Origin of the sequence: Thermovenabulum sp., from assembly GCF_049701175.1 — a bacterium.
In the GTDB taxonomy this organism is placed as follows: domain Bacteria; phylum Bacillota; class Thermosediminibacteria; order Thermosediminibacterales; family Thermosediminibacteraceae; genus Thermovenabulum.
Window position 1 is genome coordinate 24031 of record NZ_JBNATW010000018.1, and the last position, 26610, is coordinate 50640.

Here is a 26610-nt window from a genome sequence, read left to right on the forward strand (position 1 = left end):
TGATTAGTATTATACCGTTTTGCATTATCATCTACAACTATTGCTAACCTCCTCAAACTTTAATGGATACCACTTTAGAAACCGCAGTTTCTTCCATTGAGATGCCGTACAATGCATCGGCTATCTCCATAGTACCTTTCCTATGTGTAATAATAATAAACTGAGTATTTTTTGATACTTTTTTTACGTAATTTGCAAATCTTTCAATATTAGCATCATCCAAAGCGGCTTCTATTTCATCCAAAATACAAAAGGGAGTAGGTTTAACATTCAAAATTGCAAATAATAAAGCAATTGCTGTAAGGGACCTTTCCCCTCCTGAAAGCAAATTTATATTTTGAAGTTTTTTCCCAGGAGGCTGTGCTACAATTTCAATACCCGTTTCAAGGGGCGAGGCTTTGTCTATTAAATAAATGTCAGCTTTTCCTCCTCCAAAAAGTTCTGCAAAAACTTTTTGGAATTCCGCTCGTATTTTTTCAAAAGTTTCTACGAACATCTTTTCCATAGTTTTTGTAATCTCATAAATTAAATTATTTAATTTTTCTTTTGCACTTATTAAATCTTCTCTTTGGGATTTTAAAAAATCCTGTCTTGATTTTATTTTTTCATATTCTTCTATTACACCTAAATTAACTTCTCCTAATTTAGAAATTTCTTCTTTAACATTATTTAAAACCTCTTGGACTTCTTGAATATCCCCAATATCTTTTTTCAGTTTTAGTGCTTCCGTAAGATTCAACTTATACTTTTCAAAAAGGTTGTTTTCTAAGAATTTTTTTTCTAACTCAAAGGATGCTTTTTTTATTTTTAAATCATTAACCAAAGCTTCAAGTTTTTCTAATTTTTTTCTAATTAAACTTATCTCCTTCTGTAAATTTTTTGCTTCATCCTCAATTTCTCTAAAATTTACTTTTAACCTTTCGTATTCCTTCTCTAAAAAATCTTTTTCTGCAGCAATTTCTAAAAAAGTCTTTTCTTTAATATTTTTTTCATCAATAGTTTTTTCTTCTATTTCGTAAAGCTTTGATAATCTTTGACTATAATCTAAGATTTCCTTTTTCATAGCTTTTAAATTTTCTTCTGTATGCTGTATTTCTAACTTTAAGCCGTATTCCTCATTTTTAAATAAAGCAAGTTTCTCTTCAACTTCTTCCAATTCTTTTTCTTTTTTTTCTTTAATTAGAAGAACATAGTTTATACTCTTTTTAATTTTTTCAATTTCTTGTTGGTTAGTCTCTATGTTGGAATTAATTTCATCAATGGCTTCCCTTGTTTTAACAATCTCAATATCAATCTCTTGCAAATCCTTTTCGATCTGATTAAGTTCCAAATTGAGAATATCTATCCTTTCCTTCCTTTCCTCTTGAATTTTCTTTTTTTCTTTCTTTTCCTGGATCAACCCAGCAATCTCTATTTTAATTGTTTCAATATTTTTTTTAAAGTAATTTACCGCATAATTCTTATTTTCAATTTTACGGTCAATTTGGTATATTTTGTTATTTAATACCGCTGTTTCTTCATTAATTTTATCCAGCTCATTTTTCAATAAAACAATCTCCCTTTTACGGCTTAGCAATAATGAAGATTTTCTAAAACTTCCCCCTGTTATAGAACCTGCCGGGCTAATTATCTCTCCATCTAATGTAACTATTTTAAAAGAGGGGTTCTTTTTAAAAGATAATATTGCAGAATCGATATCTTCGAAAACTAATACCCTTCCCAGTAAATTTAAGACGCAGTTTTTAAATTTATTATCATACTTTACAAGGGATTCGGCAGCACCAATGAAGCCCTTATTATTTTTGAATTGGTTCAGCTCTTCATTATTTACAATTTTCGGTCTCATCATAGTAAGGGGGAGGAAGGTAGCCCTACCCAAATTATTCTTTTTTAAATATTCTACCGCTTTTTTTGCAGCTTCTTCATTTTCACAAACTATATCAAGAAGAGAGCCCCCTAAAGCAGCTTCTATTGCTACTTCTAAATCTTTTTCAACAAAAATAAGTTCTGCTAATGAACCGTAAATTCCGGGTATTTTTACCTTACCATTTTTCAGGTCTAATAACAGATTCCTAACCCCTGAAGGGTATCCTTCATAATTATTGTCAAGCTGCTGAAGCACCTTTAACCTTGATTGTAGCTCGTGGTATTTCGATATTTTATCCGTTAATAATTTTTGTAATTCCCTTTTTGTACTTTCAAGTTTAAAAAGGTCATTTGCCAACCTATCTACGCCGTTTTTATATATTAAAGAATTGTGTTCTAATTTTTTTAATTTATTATCAATGCTGTCGATATCCTGAAAGGTAATATGGTTTATTTTTTCTAACCTGTTTATTTCCTCCAAAATCTGTTCTTTTCTTTTCTTAAGGGTATCGCTCATGGTCTTGAGGCTTGAAAGAATATTCTTTTTCTCAGAAATAGAGTTTAAATACTCTATTGCAAAGGATTTTAAATCCTCAATCTGTTTTTCTTCATTAAATATTTTTTGTTTTATGTCCTCAATTTCTTTTTTTAAAGCTGATACCTTGCTTTCAAGAGAATTTCCGTCACATATTTTCCTTTCTAAAAGTAAGGTTTTTTCTTTTAAATTCCTTTTGTATTCTAACTTTTTGCCTGACAATTCTTCAATCTTTTTTAATAGTTCCATTTTTTGTTTCTTATACTCTTCTAATTTTTCTTTAATAAATTCTAAATCCTTATTTAAATTTGACAGTTCTGCAGTCTTTTTGAACACCTCTTCTTTTAAATTTTCTAACCTTAAAAATTCCTTTTCGTATAAATTATTCTTACTTTTTAATTTCTCCTCAGCTTCAGAAACATTATTTTTTAAATTCTCCAATTCTTCTTCTTTTTTTGTCAAAGTTTCTTCACAGCTTTTTATTTCCCTTTCAAGTTTTTCATACTTCATCAAAATAATATTTACTTCAACCTCTTTTTCTATCTCAGAAAGTCTCTTATATTCTATTGCTTTTTCCCTTTCCGCATATAGCGATTCCAACTGAAATTCCAGTTCATTTATCAAATCATCCAATCTTGAAATATTCATTGAAGTCTCTTCAAGCTTTTTTTCTGACTCCTTCTTGCGCGCCTTATGCTTTGTAATCCCTGCCGTTTCCTCGAAAATCAACCGTCTTTCTTCCGGCTTTGATAATAGGAATTCATCGATTTCCCCCTGACTTATTATCGAATAGCCATCCTTTCCTATTCCCGTATCCATTAAAAGTTCCTGTATATCTTTTAATCTGCAGGGCACCTTGTTTAAGTAAAATTCGCTCTCACCAGAGCGAAATACCCTTCTTGTAATAGATACCTCAGTAAAATCAAGGGGTAGAAAATGATCCTCATTATCCAAGACAACGGTTACTTCTGCCATCCCAAGAGGTTTTCTTTTTAAACTTCCTGCAAAAATAATATCCTCTAATTTGCTTCCTCGTAAACTCCTTATGCTTTGCTCTCCTAAAACCCATCTTATTGCATCTGTAATATTGCTCTTTCCGCTGCCATTTGGGCCGACAATCGCATTTACACCGGGCTGAAATTCTATATGTATTCTATCGGCAAAAGACTTGAATCCTTGTATTTCAAGTTTTTTAAGAAACATTTTACCCTCCTATCGATATACTATAAGACATACAATATTATAAATTTTATCATAAAATCTCTCAAAATAAAAATACCTGCCTTTGAAAGACAGGTATTTTACTTGCAATACAATTTAACGGGGTTCAACAATAAATTTTATTGCCGTTCTTTCTTCTCCGTCAATTTCAATTTCTGCAAAGGCAGGAATAGCTACTAAATCTAAACCATTCGGAGCAACAAAACCTCTTGTAATTGCAATGGCCTTAACAGCCTGGTTTACGGCACCGGCACCCACTGCTTGGAGTTCTGCAACTCCTTTTTCCCTTAACACAGCTGCCAGTGCACCAGCAACAGCTTTAGGTTTTGATTGAGCTGATACCTTTAGTACTTCCATTACAAAATTACCCCCTCTAAAATATTTTTATTATTTTATATTCTATGAGACTTATAAAATTCCTTCTTTCTATAAAAAATAATTACCAAAATTTATACTTTTTATCAAGACGGTCTATAGCTTCTTTAGCTGCATGTTGTTCCGCTTCCTTTTTACTTTTCCCTAACCCTCTTCCTAAAACCTCATCCTTCCATTTCACTTCAACATAGAAAGTCTTGTCGTGATCTGGGCCTTCTTCTTTTATTACATTGTAAAATATTCTGTCTGGGGATTTTCTCTGCAGTATCTCTTGTAGCGTAGTTTTATAATCCGTAATAATAATGCCTTTCTTTAATTTTCCCACCATGTCTTTAAATCTTTCCATTGTAAATTCTCTTGCAGCTTCAAGTCCCTGATCAAGATATATCGCACCGAGCAAAGCCTCAAAAGTGTCAGCAAGAATCGAATTTTTTTCCCTTCCCCCGCTAAGTTCTTCTCCTTTGCTTAAAATTAAATAATCGCCTAAATATAAACTCTTTGATATTTTAGAAAGGCTATCTTCACACACCAAAAAAGCCCTTATTTTAGTCAATTCCCCTTCTGAACACTCCGGAAACTCTTCATAAATCCACTGGCTTATAATAAGTTGTAATACTGCATCTCCTAAAAATTCCAGTCTCTGATTATTTTCTTCATTCCCTGTATGCCTCTCATAAGAGAAAGAAGGGTGTATAAAAGCTTTATTTAACAATTCTAAATTATTAAAATTTATTCCTATTTTCTTTTGGAACTCATAAAGCTTTATTTTCCTTTGCTCCTCCATAAACTCCCTTCCTAAAATTATATTAATCTCCTTTATATTTTCCAAATATTATACTCGCATTATGCCCTCCAAATCCCATTGAATTTGAAAGGGCAAAATTAACTTTTGTTTTTATGGATTTATTGGGAACATAATTCAAATCGCATTCTGGATCCTCATATTCGTAATTTATGGTAGGATGAATTTCATCATTATAAATTGTCAAAACAGTCGCTATTCCTTCAACAGCTCCAGCAGCTCCTAGTAAATGTCCTGTCATAGATTTTGTTGAGCTTATGTAAAGTTTATACGCATGCTCTTTAAAGACTTTTTTAATAGCGATGGTTTCAAATTTGTCGTTTAATGGCGTAGATGTTCCATGAGCATTAATGTAATCAATATCTTCAGGTCTTATATTTGCATCAGATATTGCTATTTCCATTGCCCTTGCAGCACCTTCGGCATCGGGAGCAGGCTGAGTCAAATGATAGGCATCTGCTGTACAGCCATATCCCAAAACCTCAGCATAAATTTTTGCCTTTCTTTTCAAGGCATTTTCCAAAGTTTCAAGGACAAGTGCTCCCGCACCTTCACCCATTACAAAACCATCTCTTTCTCTGTCAAAAGGCCTTGAAGCCCTCTGAGGATCATCATTTCTCGTTGACAGGGCTTTCATAGAAGAAAAGCCAGCAATAGAAAGGGGTGTAATTGGGGCTTCTGTACCACCTGCAATAATAACATCTGCACGACCTTCTTGTAAAATTTTAAAAGCTTCTCCGATAGCTGTAGTACCTGACGCACATGCTGTTACAGTAGTAAAATTTGGTCCTTTTAAGTTAAACATCATTGAAATCTGAGCTGAAGCCATGTTGACTATCATCATAGGTACGAAAAATGGGCTTACCCTTTTAGCTCCTTTTTCTAACAAAACTTTATGCTGTTCTTCCCAAGTTATAACTCCTCCTATGCCAGATCCAAAAACCACACCAATTTTTTCATTATTTGTATCATCTATTTTCAATTTCGCATCTTCTATTGCCATTTTTGCAGCAGCAACTGCAAAATGAGTAAATCTATCCATCTTTTTAGCCTCTTTTTTATCTATAAAATCTTCGGCATTAAACTCTTTTATTTCTCCACCTATCTTAACTGGGAGATCAGACGTATCTATTGAATCTATAAGGCTTACTCCCGATATCCCTCTTATCAATGAATTCCAAAATTTATCAATCCCTATCCCAACAGGTGATACTACTCCAAGTCCTGTAACTACTACCCTTTTTCTCATTAGTCTATCTCCTCCAATACTATTTTAATCTTTTTAGACCTCTTCATAAATAATTTTTTATATCTAAAGAAAGTCCCGTAGATATCCACGGGACTTTGCTTTACACACCCATCTAAAATTAGGTTATTCTATCCAATGCGATTTTTTATGTAATCAACAACATCCTGAACAGTTTTAATCTTCTCTGCATCTTCATCGGGAATTTCTAAGTCAAATTCTTCTTCAAAAGCCATTATAAGTTCAACAATATCAAGAGAATCAGCTCCCAAATCATCTATGAAAGAAGCATCGGGAGTAATATCATCCTCATCCATTCCAAGCTGGTCAGCAATAATTTTCTTTACTCTCTCTAAAATCTCCATTACTTCACCTCCCTTCAAATATTAAAAAGTTCCCCTTAGTTATAATATTATACTACTAAAAATTTATTCTGTTATTCAATAATAAGATTATTACAAAGTTAAACCACCGTCAATAGCAATGACTTGACCAGTAATGTAAGAAGCTTCATCGGAAGCAAGGAAAGCCACTAAATTTGCCACATCCTCTGGAAGACCAATTCGCCTCAAGGGAATATTTTCTTTTATTTTCTCTTCAGTTTCCTTCTCAATAAGGGGTATAGTCATATCAGTTTTTATGAACCCTGGAGCTACAGCATTTACAGTAATACCCCTGCTTCCTAATTCTTTTGCCAAAGATTTTGTAAACCCTATAATACCTGCTTTTGCAGCAGCATAGTTTGCTTGCCCAACATTACCGTAAATACCTACTATAGATGATATATTTATTATTCTTCCATAACGTTTTTTGACCATGTATTTTACCGCAGCTTTTGTAACATTAAAGGTTCCTTTTAAATTCGTGTTCAAAACCTTGTCAAAATCCTCTTCGGTCATTCGCAAAAACAGTGTATCCTTCGTAATTCCCGCGTTATTTACCAATATATCAATACTATTAAATTTTTTATATACCTCTTCAATCAACTCCTCTGCCTCATTAATTTTTGATACATCTTTTTTCACCAAAAACGCACTTTTGCCCATTTTTTCAATCTGCTGGGCAACCTCAAGGGCATAAGAATCATTTTTAACATAATTTATCACTACAGTGCTGCCCAGTTCGGCTAATTTTAGGCTTATACTTTTTCCTATACCCCTTGAACCGCCAGTAACCACAGCTACTTTACCCTGCAGATTCATTTTTTATAAATCCCCCTAAAAAATTTATCGTTTTTTCTAAGCTTTCTTCATCCTCAACATTTAATACCTCAACACTTTTATCTATCTTTTTTACAAATCCACTTAAGGCCTTACCCGGTCCTACTTCTACAAAAATATTTACTCCTTCTTTTATTATCCTTCTTATACTGTCTTCAAAAAGAATTGGTGAACTGACCTGTTTTATCAACAGTTGTTTTATTTTTTGAGGTTCTTCTTCCACTTCCGCATTTACGTTAAAAACTACAGGTATTTTAGGTTTTGAAATTTTAATATTTTCAAGTTCCTTTTTTAGTTTTTCACCTGCACTTTCTAAAAGGCTTGAGTGAAAAGGTGCGCTAACATTCAACATCATAACCTTTTTAGCACCGTATTCCTTTGAAATATCCATAGCAAGTTTCAACGCCTTAATTTCACCAGAAATTACTATCTGCCCAGGGCAGTTATAATTTGCCGCTTCAACTACTCCCTCCTTTGACGCCAACTTTATAACTTCTAAAACCTTTTCCTTCGAAAGCCCCATAATAGCAGCCATTCCGCCAGCACCAATAGGAACGGCTTCCTGCATAAATTTTCCCCGCTTTTTTACAAGAACTACAGCATCCTCAAATGAAAGAGCTTCTGCTGCAACTAAGGAAGAATACTCCCCTAAGCTAAGTCCACATGTAATATCGGGATTAATACCATAGGATTTCAATAAATGAAAACATATTAAGCTGTGTATCAGTATTGCCGGTTGTGTATTTTCGGTCTCTCTTAATTTTTCTTCTGGACCTTCAAAACATATTCGGGAAATAGGAAAACCCAAAACCTCGTCTGCTCTTTTAAATAATTCCTCCGCAATCTTGAATTTACTGTATAAATCCTTGCCCATCCCCACATATTGTGAACCCTGTCCGGGGAACAAAAAAGCTATCTTAACCATTACTTCCACAACCTTCCTTCACTTATTGATAATACAATATCTTCAGCTTCTTTAATAATATCTTCTATGATTTTTTTCACTGGCTTTATATCTTTAATAAGCCCTGCAATTTGACCTGCCATTAAAGAGCCGTATTCTATATCTCCCTCGACCGCTGCTTTTAATTTTCCTGCTCCTAAAGCCTCGAATTCTTTGATATCTGCTCCTCTTTGTTCTAAAATTTCAAATTCCCGTGAAAGTTTATTTTTTAATACCCTAACAGGATGTCCTGTAGGCCTTCCTGTAACAACAGTGCTCCTATCTTTTGCATCAATAATAGCCTTTTTATAATTTTCATGCACGGTACACTCCTCGGAACATATAAAGCGGGTTCCCATCTGTACCCCCTTTGCCCCCATTATCAAGGATGCTAAAAATCCTCTCCCATCCGCAATGCCGCCAGCAGCTATTACGGGAATATTCACAGCATCCACAATTTGAGGAAGTAACGCCATGGTAGTAATTTCCCCAATATGACCACCACATTCCATACCTTCAGCTATTACCGCATCAACACCAATGCCCTCAAGCCTTTTTGCAAGAGCTACAGATGCAACAACAGGAATTACCTTTATATTAGCTTTTTTTAAAGAATCTATATATTTTCCGGGGTTACCAGCTCCTGTAGTAATTACAGGTACTTTTTCCTCAATAACTACCTTTATTACCTCATCCAAATAAGGCGACATAAAGTAGACATTTACCCCAAAAGGTTTAACCGTTAATTTTTTTACCTTCCTTATTTCTTCCCTTAATTTTTCAGGTGGAAGATTCCCTGCACCTATTATTCCGAGACCTCCAGCATTAGAAACAGCTCCTGCAAGTTCTGCCGTTGCAACCCAAGCCATTCCCCCTTGAATTATAGGGTATTCTATCCCTAAAAGTTCGCATATTTCGGTGTGAAACATTCCTTTCCCCCCGTAACTTAATAGTAAAATACTGCCCCAATTACACCGGGACCCGTATGGGTTCCTATGACAGGCCCTAAGTTAGCTATTATTAATTCCTTTATATTAAATTCTTTTAAGAGCATCTCTTTAAATTTTTCTGCTTCATCCACAGCATTTGAATTCATTACCGCTATAGTTAAAGGTCCTTGTATATTTTCTTGTTTTATCAATTCGATTAATCTAAGATATACCCTTTCTTTTCCCCGAATCTTTTCAACGGGTGTAATAATTCCTTCTTTTAAAGTTAAAATTGGTTTTATATTTAAAAGAGTACCTATAAAAGCTGCTGCTCTTCCTATCCTTCCACCCTTTTGCAAATACTCTAAAGTGTCTACTGAAAAATAAATCTTTATTTTCCTTTTTAAGTTTTCTATTATGTCAATTATTTCGTCCCTTGACTTTCCATGAATTGAAGCCCTTGCTGCTTCTCTTGCTATAAAACCTACCATAATCGAAGCACCCTCGGTATCAATTACATCTACAGGTATATCGAGCATTTTTTTCGCAATTAGAGCAGAACTGTAAGTTCCACTCAATTTTCCGGATATATGAATAGAAATAATCCTGTCCGCATCTTTTTTCAAACTTTTGTAGCATTCTACAAAATCATAGGGTGAAGGTTGGGATGTGCGAGGGTGATGAGGTGAAGTCTTTAACATTTTATAAAAATCTTCGGCAGTAATATCTACCCCATCTTTATATTCTTTATCTCCAAAGTAAACCTTAAGAGGAACAACAGTTATGTTGTATTCCTTTAACATTTCAGTTGGTAGGTCGCATGTGCTGTCAGTAACTATCTTTATTCTTTCCATAATATATCACTCCCTAATTTTTATACACCCCATTCGATCAACACTCCACCCCAGGTTAATCCTGCACCGAAACCCAGAAGCATAATTTTATCTCCTTTTTTTATTTTCCCTGTTCTAACAGCTTCATCCAACGCAACAGGAATTGACGCCGCTGACATATTCCCGTATTTATCAAGATTTACAATAACCTTGTCAAAAGGCACCCTTAACCTTTTAAAAGCAGAATCTATTATCCTTATATTCGCTTGATGGGGAACAAAGTAATCGATTTTTTCTATTTGGCATCCACTCTGATTACTCATTTTTATGACCATTTCTTCAATTATAGATACAGCAAATTTAAATACCTCTCTGCCATTCATCCTAATGAAATGCTTTTTTCCCTTCACGGTTTCAAAGCTCGCAGGCTCCCGTGAACCTCCTGCGGGAAGATACAAAAGGTCAGATTTCGTCCCATCTGCTCCTAAAATTTTCGAAATAACTCCTCCTTCATTTACCCTTCCTACAACACAAGCACCTGCCCCATCACCAAAAAGGACGCATGTATTCCTGTCTTCCCAATCTACTATCCGGGATAGGGTTTCCGCACCAAAAACCAGCACATTTTTATACATGCCGCTTTTTACAAACTCATGAGCACAAATTAACGCGTATATAAAGCCGGTACAACCCGCTGAAAGGTCAAAACAAGCCGCGTTAAAAGCATTTAGCTTTTTTTGCACCAAACAGGCCGTGGAAGGAAAAAGCATATCCGGTGTTACGGTAGCTCCTATTATTAAGTCAATATCTTCTGGTTTTAAATTTGCCATTTTAAGGGCTTCTTTTGATGCCTCATAGGCCAAATCCGATGTGGATACATCTTTTTCAGCAATTCTTCTATAACTAATTCCCGTCCTTTCTTTAATCCACTCATCGGATGTATCTACCATCAATTCTAAATCAATATTAGACAACACTTTTTCTGGCAAATAGGAACCTATACCTAAAATACCTATTTTGTTCGTCAAGCTTCTACCTCCTCTAATCCCTTGAGTGCTTCTTTCATTTTGGAGGTTATATCCCTTTTTGCAAAATTTAAAGCTGCTTTTATACCGTTAAAAATAGCTTTATTGTCTGAAGATCCATGGCATTTTACCAATACACCGTCAAGCCCCAATAAGATAGCTCCTCCGTATTCGCTGTAATCCAGCGAATCTTTGATTTTCTTTAAAGCAGGTTTTAGTAAAAGTCCTCCAATGGAATATGTAATACTCGCTTTTGACTCTGCTTTCATCTTATCAAAAAGAAATTTTCCAAACCCTTCTACAGTTTTTAAAAAAATATTTCCAGTAAATCCATCACAGACCACCACATCAAAATCACCTTTGAAAAAATCCCTTGCTTCTGCGTTTCCCTTAAAATTTACAGTTTTAAGCTCTTTTAAGAGGCTATAAGCAGACTTTACCACCATATTCCCTTTTTCTTCTTCTACACCAATATTTAAAAGTCCAATTCTTGGGTTTTTTTCTCCCATTATTTCTTTATAAAATTCACTGCCTATTACTGCAAATTCGACCAAGTTTTTGGGCTTCACATCGCTGTTTGCCCCCACATCCAATAAAAGCGTGGGTCTTTTTTCTGTTGGGATTAGTACCGCTATTGCTGGCCTTTCAATGCCTGATATCCTCCCTAAGCTAAATAGGCCGGCAGCCATTAAAGCCCCTGTGTTTCCTGCAGAAACAAAGGCATCTCCTTTTCTTTCTTTTAATAGTTTTAATCCCTTGACAATTGAAGAATCCTTCTTCGCTCGCACAGCTTTAACAGGAGATTCATCATTTGTTATTACCTCTTCTGCATTCACAATTTCAAAACTTCCTTTATAATCGGCTAACTCTCTTTTTATTTTCTCTTCTTTGCCTACCAAAATAATTTCACAATTTAATTCCGTTAAAGCTTTAATTGCACCTTTTACGACTTCCCGGGGTGCATAATCCCCCCCCATAGCATCCACAATTATTTTCATTGGCTCACCTCGCTATCCAATGAAACTAAAATAAATTTCCCTCTAAAAACCTCTTTTTCCTTATGTAAGACCTTCACAAATACAAAGTGTTTATTTCCCCTAACCCTTGTTACCTCAGCTTTTGCCACGAGTTTTTGTCCTGAAACTACAGGATATTTATATTTAATATTCGCTACACCAGTTAAAGCCACATTTGCATCAATAACCGCTATTGCAAGGGAATTCGCTTGTGCAAAAATATATTCACCCTTTACAATTTTTGTTTTTTCAAAAGTCATTTCATCGGTAGTTTCAAGGATGGAAATCCCTCTTTTACCAAGTTCAATATCGACCAATTCTCCTACTATTTCTTTTGCACTCAATGCCCTTACCTTTGAATAGTTTTTTTGAGCCACCTGCTTTATTCTTTCCCTTAATTCCGGGATTTTTAACTCCATTCTGTCGAGTCGAATAGTTTGAATACTAACATCAAAAATATCGGCTAACTCTTCATCGGTCAAAAAAGGGTCGCTTTCAAGCAATTTTTGAAGTTCCTGCTGCCTATCTCTTTTAGATAAATTTTTTTTACTCAAATACCTCACCTCTGAAATTAACAACAACAGTTAGCAGTAACTACTAATATTTTATACTATTAGTTAGTAAAAATCAATATCAAAAATAAAAAAGGAGAGAACACACACGTTTCTCTCCTTTTATTGGCAAATTTCTAATTTATTCAGCCTCTACTTTTAAAACCTGACGATGGTTATAGTAACCACAGTTTGGACATACCCTGTGAGGCATTTTCATTTCATGGCACTGCGGGCACTCTACCAAATTGGGTGCAGTTAACTTCCAATTGGCTCTGCGTTTGCCGGTCCTTGCTTTTGAAAACCTTCGCTTTGGGTTTGCCATATTTACACCTCCTATTCTCCTACCTGTTGTAGAATTTTTCCAGGGCGCTTAACCTTGGATCAATTGCGCCTCTTTTACAGCTACAATCCCCTTCATTTAGATTCTTCCCGCATTTTTCGCAAATACCTTTACAGTCGGGGCTACATAAAATCTTTGTTGGATAGTTTAATATAATTTCGTTTTCAATCAAAAGGTCCAAATCAATATTTTCACCGATTATTGGAAAAATTTCATTTCCATTTTCATCTAAATAAGGTTCCTCAAGACTTGACTTAATATTTTCACCAAAACGGAACGAAAAATTCAAATCAAGAAGGACCGGGGTTATTTCTAAACACCTGTAGCAGTTATCTTCTAAAGATGCCCTTATATTGCCTTCAACCAAGTATATCTTTTTGCCCAAATTTGTAGCTCTTCCCATAACTTTAATAGGTTCAGTAAATCTTAAAGTTTCTTTTTTATACTCAATTTTGTCTATTTTTTCTTCAAATTCAAATTCCAAAGATGCCCCAACTTTGTTTTTTATTTCCGAAATATTAATTTGCAAGTGATTCACCTTCATTAAAAATATCTTCTTTATTATAAGGTTATAAAAAGTTTATGTCAATAATTATTAATCATTTAATAAGAGCCACTGTGTCCCTTGCAATCATTAACTCCTCATTGGTCGGTATGATTAAAACCCTTACCTTCGCATCTTCAGTTGATATATCGGCTTCTTTCCCGCGGACATTGTTTTTGTTTTCATCTATCTTAATTCCGAAAAAGTCCATATTCTCACAAATCATTTTGCGCACCAGAATGGAGTTTTCACCTATTCCTCCAGTAAATACAACCGCATCAAGGCCGTTCATTGCGGCAGCATAAGCTCCAATATATTTTTTAGCCTGATATGTGAAAACTTCTAAAGCAAGTTTTGCCCTCTTATTTCCTTCTGCAGCAGCTTGTTCTATGTCTCTAAAGTCGCTGCTTACTCCCGAGATGCCTAATACACCGCATTTTTTGTTTAAATAATCATTTATTTTATCAAGGCCTACGCCTTCTTTCTCCATAATGAAAATTGGTATATATGGATCTAAGTTTCCGCATCTTGTTCCCATCGGTATTCCTTCAAGAGGAGTAAAGCCCATGCTGTTTTCTACAGATTTCCCATATTTTACTGCCGAAATGCTGGAACCATTGCCAAGATGCAAAGTAACAAGGCGAAGGCTTTCTATTGGTTTCCCTAAAAATTGTGCTGCTCTAAGTGAGACATATCTATGAGAAGTGCCGTGGAATCCATACCTTCTTACACCATATTTTTGGTAAAGTTCATAAGGTATTCCGTAAATATAAGCATATTCAGGCATAGTTTGGTGAAAAGCAGTATCGAAAACACCTACCATTGGCACATCAGGCAATAGTTCTTTTACAGCTTCTATTCCATAAATATTAGGCGGATTATGTAGCGGTGCAAGGCTTATGCATTCTTTTAATACTTCCATCACTTTATCGTCAATTAAAACAGAGCCGGAAAATTTCTCTCCTCCATGAACAACCCTGTGTCCTACCGCCGAAATCTCCCTAATATCTTCAATTACACCGTAATCTTTATGCAATAATGCATCTAACATAACCTTTATTGCAACCTTATGATTGGGAATTTCAGCAGTGATTTCCACCTTATCCTTTCCAGCAGGCTGATGCTTTAACATCGAACCTTCTAAACCTATTCTCTCAACAAGCCCCTTTGCCATTACCGATTCGTCTTCCATATTAAAGAGCTGATATTTTAATGAGGAACTGCCGCAATTAATTACAAGTACTTTCACCAATTAACACCCTTTCTTAATTATATATTTTTTAATTTATTTTAATTTGATTTTTAAAAAATTATTTTACTAAGCTCTGAGCTTGTAAAGCAGTAATAGCTGCAACATTAACAATATCATCGCTGCTGCAGCCTCTTGAAAGATCATTTATAGGCATTGCAAGCCCTTGGCTGATTGGTCCAATAGCTTCTGCTTTTGCAAGGCGCTGGACTAATTTATATCCGATATTACCCGCATTTAAGTCAGGGAATATGAGTATATTGGCTCTTCCTGCTACCTCACTTCCTGGTGCTTTTGTTTTTGCAACCTTTGGAACAAGGGCTGCATCAGCTTGTAATTCGCCGTCTACTTTCAAATCAGGGGCTTTTTCTTTTAATATTTTTGTGGCTTCTACCACCTTGTCCACCATTTCGTGCTGCCCACTTCCTTTAGTAGAGAAGGACAGCATCGCTATTATAGGCTCCTCATCCATTAAAGCCTTCCACGTCCTTGAAGATGCAATAGCAATTTCTGCAAGCTGTTTTGCATCAGGATTTGGATTAATCGCACAGTCAGCAAAAAGAATAATACCGTTTGAACCGTATTCACAATTGGGAACAACCATAATAAATGCACTGGATACTACGCTTACTCCTGGAGCCGTTTTTATAACCTGAAAAGCTGGTCTAAAAATATCAGCTGTTGCAGTTATTGCACCTGCTACCATTCCATCAACATCACCATTTTTAACCATTAAGGTGCCGTACCAAATGGGGTCTTTTGCGAGTTCCATTGCTTTTTCTTCTGTCATACCCTTCTCTTTTCTCAGTTCATATAAAAGGGCTGCATAGTCCTTGGTTTTTCCGGAAAGATTTGGGTCAATAATTTCAATTCCAGATAAGTCAAGATTCCCTGCTACTTCTTTAATCTTTTTCTCCTCACCTAAAAGTATTACCTTTGCTATTTTTTCATCGCGAATTTTTACAGCAGCATTTATAACCCTTTCCTCTATTCCTTCTGCAAGAACTATTGTTTTATTAGTGGCCTTTGCCCTTTCCCTTATCTTTTGAATTAAATCCATATGTAAATACCCCTTTCAGCTAATATTATTAATCTAATATTATTAATCTAACTAATTAATAATATATCAATTTAATGTCTAATTACAAGTGCTTTAAATAACAGAGTTTAAAATTCTATAAAAAATTTGATTTTCCTTCTAAGGAGCTTTAATATTTTAATTAAAGGAGGGAATATTTTCGTGAAAATTATTGGAATAATAGCTGAATACAATCCTTTTCATAATGGGCATTACTATCATTTGAAAAAAATAAAGGAAGAATATAAACCTGACGCAGTGATTATAACAATGAGCGGTAATTTTGTCCAACGGGGAGAACCAGCAATATTTGATAAATGGTCAAGAACAGAAATGGCTTTAAAAGGTGGTGCAGATATAGTAATCGAACTACCTACAGTTTTTGCAACAAGTACTGCAGAAGTTTTTGCCGAAGCTGCAGTTAACCTTTTGGGAGAAATTAAGATTGTTAATTATTTAAGTTTTGGTGTAGAAGAAAAAAGAGAAAAAGAATTAAAAAAAATTGCAGAAATATTGATACAAGAACCCGAAAGATTTAAAGAATTGTTAAAAATTAACTTGAAAAAAGGCTTATCCTTTCCCTCTGCAAGAGAGGCTGCTTTAATTGAATTTTTGAAAAAGGACATCCCAGAAGATGAACTTTCCACCCTTTTAAAAAAACCAAATTTTATATTAGGAATTGAATACTGCAAAGCCCTTTTAAAAAATAAATACCCCATTGAAATTCTTCCAGTTTTGCGCAAAGGCTCTGACTATCATGAAACAGAATTAAAACCTCTTCCAAGTGCTACAGCTGTAAGACGATTTTTAAAAGACAATGGCAGTGAGGAGGATGTAATAAATAGGAAAGAATTAAAAGATTCTCTGCCTTATTTTACTTTAGAAGTAATAAAAAGGGAATTAGAAATGAAAAAAGGTCCAGTCTTTTTTGAAGACTTTGAAGAAATAATTTTTGCTTTACTCTTAAAAATGTCTCATGATGATCTAACTTCATTTTTTGATGTAAAAGAAGGCCTTGATAAAAGGATTGTAAAAGCCTTAAAAAAATCAAAAAATCTTCAAGAATTGATTGAAAACATTAAAACAAAAAGATTTCCGGAAACAAGGATTAGAAGAATACTTATTCAAATCCTCTTAGGTATAACAAAGAAAGATCTTAATAACCGTAAACCTCAATACATAAGAATACTGGGGTGTTCTAAAAAAGGTTTTGCCTATTTAAAAGAAATTGAAAAAAAAACCGATCTGCCGATAATAACAAAGGCAAAGGATTTTAGTAAAATAAAGGGAGAATCAAGAAAAATAGTTGAAAAAGATATTTTAGCCTCAGATATATATTCATTGGTAAGGCCTTCTAAGGATCAAAGAATATTTGGTTTAGATTATTACAATAAAATAATAATCTCTTGAACAATGCTGTTTAAATCTATAAGGATTTTAAGTAATTTAAAACATCATCTAAATTTCTAACAGGCACTATTTTTATGTTTAAATTTTTAGCAGCTTTTTTAGCATCATCAGCATTTTTTAAAGGAACGAAAAATATTTCAGCTTTATCCCTGTAAGCTGCTAAAACCTTTTGTTTTACGCCGCCTATTTCACCAACAGATCCGTCAAGGCTGATGGTGCCCGTCCCTGCAATTTTTTTGCCCTTTGTTAAATCACCGGGTATAAGCTGATTTAAAATTTCCAAAGTAAACATAAGCCCAGCAGATGGGCCGCTTATTTCACCAGTATTGATTATAATTTTTTTAGGCAATACGGGTTTCCAATCCATAGTGGTTATCAAAAGCCCTACCATTGCCTTGCCTTTTTCTGTCTTACTTTCAATGGTGGGAATTGTAATAATTTTTTTCTCTCCTTGCCTATCAATTTCTAAGGTTACCAAATCGCCTACTTTTCTTTTTGATACCTTGCTTATCATCTCCTCAGCAATATTTACTTTTTCGCCATCGACCTTTTTCACTACATCGCCGGGAAAAATTTTACCCTTTGCCGGACTTTCTTCAAGTACTTCCACTACCTTTGCACCATTACCAAGGATTTGAGTATCAAACCCCGCCCTTTTTAATGCAACAACTTCTGCAATTTTCTGGCTTTCTTCCATCCATTGTCTCATATATTCAATGTATTTTTTCATGTCCCAACCCGGCGGTATAATATCTTCCTTTTTTTCTATATCAACAGCAGGGCTCACTAATGCATATAGGAAAAGGGGAATGTTTAAATCTCTGGTAGAAACTGTCGTTAAATAAAAGGAGCCCTTTTCCTCCTTGTCTCCTCCCTCTACATAAACTATTTGTTTTAAATCGACAGTAATCCCGGGCGCAATAAGAGAATAATTTTTACTGAGGTAAAGATTAAAAGTTAAAAGTATTATTAATATTAAAATTACGACTTTAAAATTTTTCCTAAGGACATTTTTCATAATTATTTTTCCTCCAATAAAGATAATATATGGGGAATTGCCCTTTCCGCTGCTTTAACGCCCTCTTCAATGCAATACTGAGGCTCTCCAAAAGCCATAGGATTTATCCTTTCCAAATGGGGAGTTATTAAAACATCGCAATCATACCCCTTTAAATTTTGTATTTCCCGGCCCATAACATCAAAGGTTTCAAATAAAATATCGTATATGGTATGAAAGCGCTGACGTTCACTGAATCCAAGTTCTACACCGATAACTATATCTGCACCCATTTCCCTTGCAGCCTTACCAGGAACTCTTTCCAGGACTCCACCATCTACAAAAATTTTCCCATCTTGAGTAAAAACAGGATTAAAAATTCCGGGAATAGATATGCTTGCTCTAACTGCAAAAGCCACATTCCCTTCATTTAAAATATACAATTTTTTTGACTTCAATTCGGTTACAGCAACACCGAGGGGGATGTTGAGCTCTGAAAAATCTTTATTTTTAGTTAACAATTTTAACATTTCATAAATTTTGTTACCTGCGATAAGCCCAGATTTAGGTAAGGTTATATCAAGAAAATGGCGCCTTTTTATATTATATGCCAAACCTTCAATAGTTTTTAAACTTATTCCCGCAGAGTAAAGCGCTCCAATTAAACTGCCTATGCTTGAGCCTGTTATAATATGTATCGGAATACCATATTTTTCTAAAACCTTAATTACTCCTATATGGGCATAACCCTTTGCAGCGCCAGAACCCAATGCAAGTCCTATTTTTTTGCCCAAAATTTTTCCCCCTTTAAATGAATAACAGTAAAAATTGAAAAATATATATTTTATATAAACATAGTTATCATGAAGGTAATAAAAAATTAGGAGGCATTATTTATGCGGTTCAAAATACAAAAAAGCCGCTTATACAAGATTAGCCAACTTATTTTACCAGTTTTAGCGGTAATTATAACAATTTCCATAGTTCGGTTCCCAGAAGAAGCCTTCCAAGCAGCTTTTGAAGGCCTAGATGTTTGGTTTAACATTGTTCTTCCGGCACTTCTGCCCTTTTTTATAGGTTCCCAACTTTTAATGGGGCTTGGTGTAGTGCACTTTATGGGGGTACTTCTTGAACCCTTTATGAGACCGCTATTTAATGTTCCAGGAGCCGGGTCTTTCGTTATGGCAATGGGTCTTGCCAGCGGTTATCCTCTCGGGGCAATGCTCACTGGTAAATTAGTAAAGAAAAAAATTTGCAACACTTATGAAGCTGAAAGGCTCATGTCTTTCACAAATACTGCAGACCCCCTTTTTATGGTCGGTGCAGTAGCCGTAGGAATGTTTAAAGATGTACGCTTAGGGTCTATTATAGCTCTATCTCATTATATCTCTGCTCTACTTTTAGGTATCATATTAAAATTTTATGCATTCAACTCGCCTAAAACCGAATCTATCGGATTTAACAAAAAAAAGGAAAACATATTGCTAAAAGCCGTTAGAGAACTTTTAAAAGCAAGAAAAGAAGATGGCAGGCCAATCGGTAAAATGCTTGGTGACTGTATAAAAGAGTCTATAAATTCTTTACTCCTTATTTTAGGATTTATAATTCTCTTTTCTGTGATAATCAGGATATTAACAGTAGCAGGTTTTATTTCTCTTTTAGTTCCCTTTATAGGAAAAATATTAAACCTCATCGGAATAAATCCAAATCTATCCCAGGCTGTAATAAGTGGAACCTTTGAAATTACCTTAGGTACTCAGCTTGCAAGTCAAGCCCAGGCACCTTTATTAGATAGAGTAATAATTGCAAGTTCCATTATAGCTTGGAGTGGCCTTTCAGTACATTTTCAAGTTATGAGTATGGTAAGTGATACAGATATAAAAATAGGGCCCTATATTTTTGCAAGATTATTACACGCCGTGTTCGCAGGAATAACTGCTTATGCTTTAATGGCCATACCAATAAACGATTATAATAATTTTTCATTGCCGGTTTTTGCCGTTGTTCCAAAAAATACTCCCCAAAGCTGGCTGTCAATTTTTTCAGTATCAAGTCAAGTTTTTGTATTGCTCTTGTTTATCCTATTGATATCTTCAGCAATTATATATCTTTGGAAGGGTTTTGAAGTTTTTGGATTTAAAGTAATTAAAAAATAACTCACAATTTACTGTTCAACTCTTCCCTTCCTTTTCTAACTGACTGAAGGATTTTGTGCAGTTGGTTTTCAAGTTCTTCTAAAACTTCATCGGCATATTTGTTTGCACCTACCCTGATTTCACGGGCTGTTTTTTTTGCCAATGATAGTATTTCTTCCGATTTTTCTTTTGCAAGCTTTGTTATTTCATTTTGATCAACCATTTTTTCTATATATTCCTTTGCCTCTTTTATAATCATTTCTCCCTCTCTTTGTGCTTCAAGCAATATATTTTGTCTTTCTTCTAAAATCTTTTTTGATTTTTTTATTTCTTCCGGCAGGGATTTAATTAAATCGTCAATCAGCTGCAAAATTTTATCTTGGTCCAAAACTATCTTGTTAGAAAAAGGGAGCTTAGAAGCTTCTGATACCATTTTTTGAATTTGTTCAATGTAATAATAAGTATCCATTAATAGCTCACCTCTTAATACTTTCTAAAAATTTTTCTTTTAGTTTTTTTTCTACATGAGGCGGCACCAAATCTTTCACACATCCCCCAAAGCTTGCCACTTCTTTAACAACACTGGAACTTAAAAACGAATACCGCGTATTTGTCATTATAAAAACGGTTTCAATATCCTTATCCAATTTTTTATTCATTAATGCCATCTGAAACTCGTATTCAAAATCTGAAACAGCCCTCAACCCTTTTATAATTATTTTTGCGTTTTTTATTTTTGCAAAATCCACTAATAAACCGCTGAATGATTCCACTTCTACATTGTTTATATGTTTTGTGGCCTCCTTTATCATTTCTACCCTTTCTTCCACAGAAAATAATGGCTTTTTGTTTGGATTTTTTAAAACAGCTACTATTATACGATCAAAAAGCTTTAAGCTCCTTTCAATTACATCAATGTGTCCATTTGTTATAGGGTCGAAACTACCTGGATAAATCGCTATCCTCACACATACTCCTCCTAAAAAAAATAAGTTTCGTAATACCGTATTTTTTCTCTTTAATTACTGAAAATCCTTCAGGCAAATCTACTTTTTCATCAAAAGGACATTGAATAATAACTAAGGTATTATTTTTTATTAAGCCCTTTTTTTGTAAAGCATGTATACTCGGTAATGTCAAACCTTTTTTATAAGGAGGATCAAGGAAAATTATGTCAAAATCGTCCTCTGGATTTATATCAAATATAATACCTGGAACTTCTCCCTTTATAATGATTGCCTCTTTTAAAACCCCTAAATTATTTAAATTTTCCTTTATTATTTTACAAGCTTTGTAATCCTTTTCGATAAAATAAACCTTCCTTGCTCCCCTACTTAAAGCCTCAATCCCAACAGCTCCAGTCCCTGCAAAAATATCAACAAATACTGAATTTACTACTTTTTCTCCTAAAACATTAAATAAAGATTCTCTTACAATATCTGAGGTAGGCCTTGTATTCATCCCTCTAAGGGATTTTAATTTCCTCCCCCTAAAAATACCACCTATTATTCTCATTTTATTTTCACCTTCTGCAAGTCTCAGTATTATTCTAACATAACAATCCTATTTTTTAAATAAAAAACCTCTTTATTTTATGCAAAATATGGTATAAAATTTATAAAAAATGAATATCATATATAATGAAAAATCCCCATAAGCTCTTCCTCCGGTTTCTCCTCTCCCAAGCCGGCAATTTTGCCGGCATTTTTTTTATTAATAAATAGATAAAAAGAACAGGCTCTTCTTATGCCGAGCCTGTTCTTTTTATCTATTTACTGAGTAGGTGTTCCACCACTCAAGCGTCTCTCATAATCCTCAATCATTCTTTTAACCATGTGTCCTCCAACAGCACCGCAGTCCCTGGCAGAGTAATTGCCCCAATACCCATCCGGAGGAGCAGTAATACCTACTTCGCGAGCAATTTCAGCCTTGAATTGTTCCATAGCCCTTCTTGCTTCAGGAACTACAAGTTTATTTCTTTTTTGTCCAAGTGCCATTTTACTCACCTCCTTTTTGCGTTTTCTATTATTATAATTCCACGCAAAAAGGACTACATACTAGAACTATCTGGCTATTATACCAAAGTTTATCAATAATTTTTTTTCTGAATTTTTCTATAAATGCCTTACTTTATCACTAATAAATTCCCGTATTTTTTCAAAGTCTTTGCTTTTTAACAAACCGCTGTCGTAAATATATTCAGCTAATTTTTTAGCTTCTTCAAGCATTTTAATGTTGTTTATATAACCTGCAAATTTAAATTCCGGAAGTCCATGCTGCCTTTCACCTAAAAACTCTCCCGGACCTCTTATTTCTAAGTCTTTTTGCGCAATTTCAAAACCGTTTGATGTCTTTAAAAGTACTTTTAACCTTTCTTTTGCTTCTTGATTTTGTGAATCGGTAATTAAAATACAGTAAGAATCTAAATTCCCCCTGCCTACCCTACCTCTTAATTGATGCAACTGTGCGAGGCCAAATCTTTCAGCATTTTCGATTATAATTAAGGTTGCATTAGGTACATCCACTCCGACTTCTACAACTGTAGTGCTAACAAGTACATCGATTTTTTTGTTAATAAAATCTTCCATAATTTTATCCTTTTCTTCATTTTTTAACTTGCCGTGCAAAATACCAACTTTTATTTTGGGGAATTTATTAACTATTTCTTCGTATTTTTCTTCCACGCTCAAAAGGCCAAAATCATTCTTCTCAACAGCAGGACAAACAATATATACCTGATGCCCCTTTTCAATTTCAGAAATCATAAACTTATATACCTTTTGCCTTAATTCACTACTTACCAAATATGTAGCGACTTTCTTCCTCCCCTTAGGCATTTCATTTATAATAGAAATATCAAGATCAGCATAAAGGGTTAGTGCCAATGTCCTCGGAATGGGTGTAGCGCTCATCACTATAACATCTGGATGGCTTCCCTTTTTTACTAATTCCTCCCTCTGTCTAACCCCAAATCTATGCTGCTCATCTGTCACAACAAGGCCTAAATTTGCAAATTCTACATCTTCCTGTAAAAGAGCATGAGTCCCTACCACTACGTCAATTTCCTTATTTTTTATTTTGCTTAATATTTCCTTTCTTCTTGCTCCCATGTTCCCTTTTAATATTTCCACTACAATGCCAAAGGGTTTTAGAAATCTATTCAAATTTTCATAATGTTGTTGAGCTAATATCTCTGTAGGAACCATAAACGCACATTGATATCCATTTTTATGAGCAAGATATATAACACAGGCAGCCACTACCGTCTTTCCTGAACCCACATCTCCTTGTAAGAGTCTATTCATTACTTTTACGCTCTTTAAATCTTGGATTATTTCTTTTAAAACCTTTTTCTGACCTGCAGTAAGTTTAAAGGGGAGATTTTTTAAAAAAGGAGTCAAATTAAAATCCTTATATATATTTTTCCTTCTTTTTCCCAAAAGATACTCTTTTGTAGCCTTCATCCCCAGCTGAAAAATAAGTAATTCTTCAAAGGCAAGGCTGTCTTTGGCTCTTTTTAGCATATCCCAACTTTGAGGAAAATGCATTTCTTTTACAGCTTTTGCTTTTGGCAGTAAATTATATTTTTTCACTATTATTTGAGGAAGGATTTCTTCATCTTCCAGCTTTTTATAATACTCTTGAAAAGCCTCTTTTATTATTTTGCTTAAATTTTTTTGTGTTAAACCTTTAGTCAAAGGATATACGGGCAAAATCTTACTAACGTTTTTAAAATCTTCGTTCACCGCATAATACTGAGGGCTTAAAATTTCATATTGTCCAAATATTTTCCTTATTTTTCCAATAACTAATATCCTATTATTTTTATAAAAATTATGTTTTATATACGGCTGATTAAAGAAAACTAAATTCGCATCACATTCCCCATCAGTTACGGGAATTTTCGTCAATAATATATTGCTCTTTGTATTTAAATCATAGCCCTGCTCTTTGACTGTTAAAAAAAATGTTGCTTTTTGCCCGTCTGATGCTTCCTTCAACTTTACAGGAGTAAGATCAATGTAGTCCCTTGGGAAAAAAAATAGAAGGTCTTTTACGGTATTTATCTCAAGGGCTTTTAAAAGTTTCGCCCTTGCCGGCCCGACCCCCTTCAAATATCGAACATCTGAATTTAAGTCCAAACTAACCACCCCGCGTCTATTCTAAAGAAAGTATATAATAATATAGGTTTTGCCCTCCTTCATATATTTCGACTTCCATATCAGGATAGTTATTTTCTATTAATTTTTTTACTTCCTTTGTCTCTTCTTCGTTAATCCCTGCACCAGAATAAATGGTCAATAGGTTTCCGTCCTTTTTCCCCTTCATGGTTTCTATTAATTTTAATAAAACATCTCTACATTCATTTCCAATAACTTTAAGCTCACCATCTACCATGCCTAATATATTTCCTTCTTTTATCTCATGGCCATTCCACTTAGAATCCCTTACGGCAAAAGTTATCTCTCCAGTTACTACATTGCTATACGCTTTATTCATATTTTCTACATTAGAAAGGACATCCAAATCGGGGTTATAAGCCATTAGTGCAGAAATTCCTTGAGGAATTGATTTTGTAGGTATTACATACACATTTTTTTCGCTGATTTTCTTTACCTGTTCTGCAGTTAAAATTATATTTTTATTATTAGGGAGTAATATCACATTAGGCGAGCTTTGATTTTCAATAATTGAAAGTATGCTTTCAGTGCTTGGGTTCATAGTTTGTCCGCCTTCTATGATTATATCAGCTCCAAGGGTTTTAAATATTTCTTTAATTCCATCGCCCGAAGCAACTGCTATTATCAAAATTTCTTTGAAGTCATTTTTGATATCATTTTTTATGTCATTGTTTAAAATATACTCTTGATGCTGTAACTTCATGTTGTCAATTTTTACTGTTTTTAATTCTCCATATTTTAAAGCTTCTTCTAAAACTTTCCCTGGATGATTTGTATGTATATGAACCTTTGCCACATTGTTCATTCCGGTTGCTATTAATGAATCGCCTAATTCTATTAAAGCACTCCTCAATCTATCTATAGGGATTTGGTTTTTCCCTTCTATAATAAGTTCAGTACAATATAAAAATGCAAGTTCAGTTTCCTTTAGTTGAATCTTTTTATCAAGTTCCTCTTTTTTTGCAGTGGATAATAGTTCGTCGGGTATTTCCCCAGGCTGCTTTAAAGCTAACAAAAATCCTTCGGCGAGAAAAATAAGACCTTTACCTCCTGCATCCACTACCCCAGCCTCTTTTAGTACTTTTAACATTTCGGGGGTTTTTTCAAGTATTTTTTTGCCGTGTTCAATGGTTGCCTCTAATATCGCTATAATATCTTTATTTTTCGATGATTCTGCTTGCAATTTCTGCGCCATTTCTCTCGCAACGGTTAGTATTGTCCCTTCAACCGGCTTTAATATCGCTTTATAAGCCTCTTCTACCCCTTTTTGAAAGGAAAAGGCAAAATCCTTAGCTTTTAATCTCTTTTTATCAACACTGATAGAAGAAGCAAAACCTCTAAAAAGCTGAGATAGTATTACACCTGAGTTCCCCCTTGCCCCCATTAAAGCTCCCCAGGCTGCTGCATCAGCTAATTTTTTAATATTATTTTCTGTTATTTTTTTCATTTCTTCAACAGCCTGCTCAACGGTTAATGACATATTTGTACCTGTGTCGCCGTCCGGAACAGGATACACATTTAGTGAATCTACGATTTTCCTGTTTTCACTAAGATTTTTTGAGGCAAAAATTAAAGCCTTACGAAAAAGATCTCCATCGATGAATTCAAGCGGCAATGCATAAACCCCCTTTTATTTTACGCGTACGGTTTTTACAATAACATTTACTTTGTCTGGTGCAATACCCAAATATTTATTTAAATTATAATGCACTTTTTCTATCACATTATGAGCTACTTCGCTTATCTTAATTCCATACTGGACGGCGATATAAAGGTCTACTGTCAAACTATTATCATCAATATGTACCTCTACACCTTTCCCTAAGTTTTCCCTCCCAAGAAGTTCAATAATACCATCACTCATTTTTTGAGAAACCATACCTACTAGGCCATAACATTCTACTGCAGCATTACCCGCAAGAACGGCAATTACTTCGCGAGAAATATTTATGGTTCCAAGGGGAGTTTTGATTAAATTTTTCAAGTTTGGCCCTCCTTTTTTAACCTATGTATATTCAATTATAATATATTTTTGTGTTTTTTTTAAGATTACACTCAGAGCTTTTTGCTTTGTAGCATTTTTTTAATTTTTATCACTTATTTATTGCAAT

At 34.3% G+C, this 26610-nt stretch carries 27 protein-coding genes; 2 read left to right on the top strand and 25 right to left on the bottom strand.

The window, feature by feature from the left end; translation table 11 throughout:
- Nucleotides 1-52: 52 nt before the first annotated feature.
- From smc to pta, 16 genes are all read right to left on the bottom strand, one after another.
- Nucleotides 53-3604, bottom strand: coding sequence for a chromosome segregation protein SMC (gene smc, locus ACPLVF_RS07385; RefSeq protein ID WP_424907191.1), 3552 nt, complete (start codon nucleotides 3602-3604; stop codon nucleotides 53-55).
- A gap of 114 nt (nucleotides 3605-3718) precedes the next feature.
- Nucleotides 3719-3979 (bottom strand): stage V sporulation protein S, encoded by a 261-nt coding sequence (locus ACPLVF_RS07390; protein ID WP_068748162.1) that lies wholly within the window; start codon nucleotides 3977-3979, stop codon nucleotides 3719-3721.
- An 82-nt stretch (nucleotides 3980-4061) separates the two neighbouring features.
- Nucleotides 4062-4781, bottom strand: a complete 720-nt coding sequence (rnc, locus tag ACPLVF_RS07395; RefSeq protein WP_424907192.1) for a ribonuclease III — start codon at nucleotides 4779-4781, stop codon at nucleotides 4062-4064.
- 22 nt (nucleotides 4782-4803) lie between these two features.
- Nucleotides 4804-6048, bottom strand: coding sequence for a beta-ketoacyl-ACP synthase II (gene fabF, locus ACPLVF_RS07400; protein WP_424907193.1), 1245 nt, complete (start codon nucleotides 6046-6048; stop codon nucleotides 4804-4806).
- A gap of 128 nt (nucleotides 6049-6176) precedes the next feature.
- Nucleotides 6177-6410, bottom strand: coding sequence for an acyl carrier protein (gene acpP, locus ACPLVF_RS07405; protein WP_424907194.1), 234 nt, complete (start codon nucleotides 6408-6410; stop codon nucleotides 6177-6179).
- Between the two features lie 90 nt (nucleotides 6411-6500).
- Nucleotides 6501-7247, bottom strand: a complete 747-nt coding sequence (gene fabG, locus ACPLVF_RS07410; protein ID WP_424907195.1) for a 3-oxoacyl-[acyl-carrier-protein] reductase — start codon at nucleotides 7245-7247, stop codon at nucleotides 6501-6503.
- Complete coding sequence (fabD, locus tag ACPLVF_RS07415) at nucleotides 7231-8190, bottom strand: ACP S-malonyltransferase (RefSeq protein WP_424907215.1); 960 nt, start codon at nucleotides 8188-8190, stop codon at nucleotides 7231-7233. Before fabD ends, fabG begins: the two co-directional genes overlap by 17 nt.
- Nucleotides 8190-9137 (bottom strand): enoyl-[acyl-carrier-protein] reductase FabK, encoded by a 948-nt coding sequence (fabK, locus tag ACPLVF_RS07420; RefSeq protein WP_424907196.1) that lies wholly within the window; start codon nucleotides 9135-9137, stop codon nucleotides 8190-8192. Before fabK ends, fabD begins: the two co-directional genes overlap by 1 nt.
- A gap of 17 nt (nucleotides 9138-9154) precedes the next feature.
- A complete protein-coding gene (locus tag ACPLVF_RS07425) occupies nucleotides 9155-9991 on the bottom strand; it encodes a DegV family protein (protein WP_424907197.1) in 837 nt (278 codons plus the stop codon).
- Between the two features lie 20 nt (nucleotides 9992-10011).
- Nucleotides 10012-10998 (bottom strand): beta-ketoacyl-ACP synthase III, encoded by a 987-nt coding sequence (locus ACPLVF_RS07430; protein WP_424907198.1) that lies wholly within the window; start codon nucleotides 10996-10998, stop codon nucleotides 10012-10014.
- Nucleotides 10995-11993, bottom strand: a complete 999-nt coding sequence (plsX, locus tag ACPLVF_RS07435) for a phosphate acyltransferase PlsX (protein WP_424907199.1) — start codon at nucleotides 11991-11993, stop codon at nucleotides 10995-10997. Before plsX ends, ACPLVF_RS07430 begins: the two co-directional genes overlap by 4 nt.
- Nucleotides 11990-12565: a transcription factor FapR gene (gene fapR / locus ACPLVF_RS07440; RefSeq protein ID WP_424907200.1), complete on the bottom strand. Its 576-nt coding sequence runs from the start codon at nucleotides 12563-12565 to the stop codon at nucleotides 11990-11992. The genes plsX and fapR overlap by 4 nt, the downstream gene beginning before the upstream one ends.
- 139 nt (nucleotides 12566-12704) lie before the next feature.
- Nucleotides 12705-12887 carry a 50S ribosomal protein L32 gene (gene rpmF, locus ACPLVF_RS07445; RefSeq protein WP_424907201.1) on the bottom strand — a complete coding sequence of 61 codons (183 nt, stop codon included), beginning with the start codon at nucleotides 12885-12887 and terminating at the stop codon, nucleotides 12705-12707.
- 19 nt (nucleotides 12888-12906) lie between these two features.
- Entirely contained in the window at nucleotides 12907-13449 is a 543-nt protein-coding gene (locus ACPLVF_RS07450; protein WP_424907202.1) for a YceD family protein, read from the bottom strand.
- A 55-nt stretch (nucleotides 13450-13504) separates the two neighbouring features.
- Nucleotides 13505-14698 (bottom strand): acetate/propionate family kinase, encoded by a 1194-nt coding sequence (locus ACPLVF_RS07455; RefSeq protein WP_424907203.1) that lies wholly within the window; start codon nucleotides 14696-14698, stop codon nucleotides 13505-13507.
- 61 nt (nucleotides 14699-14759) lie between these two features.
- Nucleotides 14760-15758 carry a phosphate acetyltransferase gene (pta, locus tag ACPLVF_RS07460; protein ID WP_424907204.1) on the bottom strand — a complete coding sequence of 333 codons (999 nt, stop codon included), beginning with the start codon at nucleotides 15756-15758 and terminating at the stop codon, nucleotides 14760-14762.
- Between the two features lie 180 nt (nucleotides 15759-15938).
- On the opposite strand from pta, the gene ACPLVF_RS07465 reads away from it, so the two are divergent.
- Nucleotides 15939-17186, top strand: coding sequence for a nucleotidyltransferase (locus ACPLVF_RS07465; protein WP_424907205.1), 1248 nt, complete (start codon nucleotides 15939-15941; stop codon nucleotides 17184-17186).
- Nucleotides 17187-17202: 16 nt separating this feature from the next.
- On the opposite strand, the gene ACPLVF_RS07470 is transcribed toward ACPLVF_RS07465, so the two are convergent.
- Both ACPLVF_RS07470 and ACPLVF_RS07475 read right to left on the bottom strand, forming a co-directional pair.
- Entirely contained in the window at nucleotides 17203-18204 is a 1002-nt protein-coding gene (locus ACPLVF_RS07470; protein WP_424907206.1) for a YlbL family protein, read from the bottom strand.
- A 2-nt stretch (nucleotides 18205-18206) separates the two neighbouring features.
- On the bottom strand, nucleotides 18207-18977 hold the full coding sequence (locus ACPLVF_RS07475; RefSeq protein ID WP_424907207.1) for a patatin-like phospholipase family protein: 771 nt from the start codon (nucleotides 18975-18977) through the stop codon (nucleotides 18207-18209).
- 102 nt (nucleotides 18978-19079) lie between these two features.
- Between ACPLVF_RS07475 and ylbJ the strand changes: the two genes are divergently transcribed.
- Nucleotides 19080-20339, top strand: coding sequence for a sporulation integral membrane protein YlbJ (gene ylbJ, locus ACPLVF_RS07480; RefSeq protein ID WP_424907208.1), 1260 nt, complete (start codon nucleotides 19080-19082; stop codon nucleotides 20337-20339).
- A gap of 1 nt (nucleotide 20340) precedes the next feature.
- Here ylbJ and ACPLVF_RS07485 read toward each other — a convergent pair whose 3' ends face one another.
- From ACPLVF_RS07485 to ACPLVF_RS07515, 7 genes are all read right to left on the bottom strand, one after another.
- Nucleotides 20341-20787 carry an ATPase gene (locus tag ACPLVF_RS07485; protein ID WP_424907209.1) on the bottom strand — a complete coding sequence of 149 codons (447 nt, stop codon included), beginning with the start codon at nucleotides 20785-20787 and terminating at the stop codon, nucleotides 20341-20343.
- 7 nt (nucleotides 20788-20794) lie between these two features.
- Entirely contained in the window at nucleotides 20795-21286 is a 492-nt protein-coding gene (gene coaD, locus ACPLVF_RS07490) for a pantetheine-phosphate adenylyltransferase (protein WP_424907210.1), read from the bottom strand.
- Nucleotides 21261-21833: a 16S rRNA (guanine(966)-N(2))-methyltransferase RsmD gene (rsmD, locus tag ACPLVF_RS07495; protein ID WP_424907211.1), complete on the bottom strand. Its 573-nt coding sequence runs from the start codon at nucleotides 21831-21833 to the stop codon at nucleotides 21261-21263. Before rsmD ends, coaD begins: the two co-directional genes overlap by 26 nt.
- 257 nt (nucleotides 21834-22090) lie before the next feature.
- Nucleotides 22091-22315 carry an alpha/beta-type small acid-soluble spore protein gene (locus ACPLVF_RS07500; RefSeq protein WP_068748140.1) on the bottom strand — a complete coding sequence of 75 codons (225 nt, stop codon included), beginning with the start codon at nucleotides 22313-22315 and terminating at the stop codon, nucleotides 22091-22093.
- Between the two features lie 117 nt (nucleotides 22316-22432).
- A complete protein-coding gene (gene recG, locus ACPLVF_RS07505; protein WP_424907212.1) occupies nucleotides 22433-24460 on the bottom strand; it encodes an ATP-dependent DNA helicase RecG in 2028 nt (675 codons plus the stop codon).
- Between the two features lie 16 nt (nucleotides 24461-24476).
- A complete protein-coding gene (locus tag ACPLVF_RS07510) occupies nucleotides 24477-26114 on the bottom strand; it encodes a DAK2 domain-containing protein (protein ID WP_424907213.1) in 1638 nt (545 codons plus the stop codon).
- A 15-nt stretch (nucleotides 26115-26129) separates the two neighbouring features.
- Nucleotides 26130-26483, bottom strand: coding sequence for an Asp23/Gls24 family envelope stress response protein (locus ACPLVF_RS07515; RefSeq protein WP_424907214.1), 354 nt, complete (start codon nucleotides 26481-26483; stop codon nucleotides 26130-26132).
- Nucleotides 26484-26610: the final 127 nt, after the last annotated feature.